This is a genomic window from Burkholderia sp., from assembly GCF_018375725.1.
GTDB lineage: Bacteria > Pseudomonadota > Gammaproteobacteria > Burkholderiales > Burkholderiaceae > Burkholderia.
This window is the reverse complement of record NZ_JAHACR010000539.1, coordinates 1-1,188: the sequence shown is the minus strand read 5'-3', so window position 1 is coordinate 1,188 and position 1,188 is coordinate 1. Positions and strand designations below refer to the sequence as shown.

Sequence of the window (1,188 nt, the reverse complement as noted above, 5' to 3'; positions counted from 1 at the left end):
CATGTACGGGTCGATCGACAGCCAGACCGTCCGCAACAGCACCTGACCTTGCGCGGGCACCGGCACCTCGCCGGTCTCGACGCGAAAATTCTCTGGCGTGGGTGCGCCCGCCGGGCGCGAGTTCAGGACGATCCTGCGATTGACTGTCTTGCTTTGTGGCATGTGAACCTCCGTCAACGTGGATTGAGTAGACCAGTCGTCTAGTCGATGGATACAAAATAGGGCGCGCCAATGCGCGCCCCCACTTACCGCCGCTCCGCCCCATCGTCCTGCTGAGGCAAGTTCAGCATCCGCAACGTGGCCGCCATCGCCATTTCGAGCGGCATGCGGTTGCGGTGGATTTTCTCCAGCAGCGTCGCGCCGAGCCACAATTCATACAGCGTGGCCGCCGTGCGCGGCGGATCCTCGACGCCCTGCAGCGACCCGTCGGCCAGCCCCGACTCGATGCCCGCCGCGAGACGGCCGATGATCTGCTCGGTGCCGCGCCGCAACACAGCGCGCATCGATTCGGAAAGATCGGACACCTCGGCGCCGAGCTTCACCGCCAGGCATTTGCCCTCCGGATCGTTCGCGCACTGTGCGTGCAGCCAGTTGTTCCAGTAGGTCAGCAGGCGATCGGCGCCCGTGCCTTGCTGCTGATGAACCAGCAGATTGTCGAGGTGCTCGAGGTAGCCCTCGAAGTAGGATTCGAGCAATGCCTCACCGAACGCCTCCTTCGAGCCGAAGTAGTGATAGAACGAGCCTTTCGGGATGCCCGCCGCGGCGAGAATCTCGTTCAGACCGACTGCCGAGAAGCCCTTTCGGAGCATGATCGGCTTCGCGATATTCAGGATGTGCTGGCGGACTTCCGCGCCTGAAGATGCATTCATGATGGCGTATGGTAGCAACGATTAGACCGGTCGTCTAGTAAAGGGCGACCCGCATGTTGAGCGGCACTTTACCTGATTCCCGCCGCTTGCCCAATGCTGGACGCCAACCCTCGATCGGGTAACGGCTTTCCTTCGACACGGCCCAGAATCGTTTCGCTGCCGGCGATCACGGCAATCCGTTGTCCTGCCCGCATGTCACGAATGGACGTCCTGGCAGCAACGCTTCACGCCGGCGGATGCGCCGTCAGCGTGATTCCGCAGTGGCCGTTACGAGCCGATACAGCTCCGCCGCAATGGCGATGTCCTCCAGACCGAGCCC

At 62.6% G+C, this 1,188-nt stretch carries 1 protein-coding gene and 1 pseudogene; both read right to left on the bottom strand.

What is annotated here, in order from left to right; genetic code table 11:
* Window positions 1-162, bottom strand: a pseudogene (locus KH616_RS25220) (NADP-dependent oxidoreductase); the annotation flags it as partial.
* Between the two features lie 83 nt (window positions 163-245).
* Window positions 246-869 carry a TetR/AcrR family transcriptional regulator gene (locus KH616_RS25215; protein WP_292255304.1) on the bottom strand — a complete coding sequence of 208 codons (624 nt, stop codon included), beginning with the start codon at window positions 867-869 and terminating at the stop codon, window positions 246-248.
* Window positions 870-1,188: the final 319 nt, after the last annotated feature.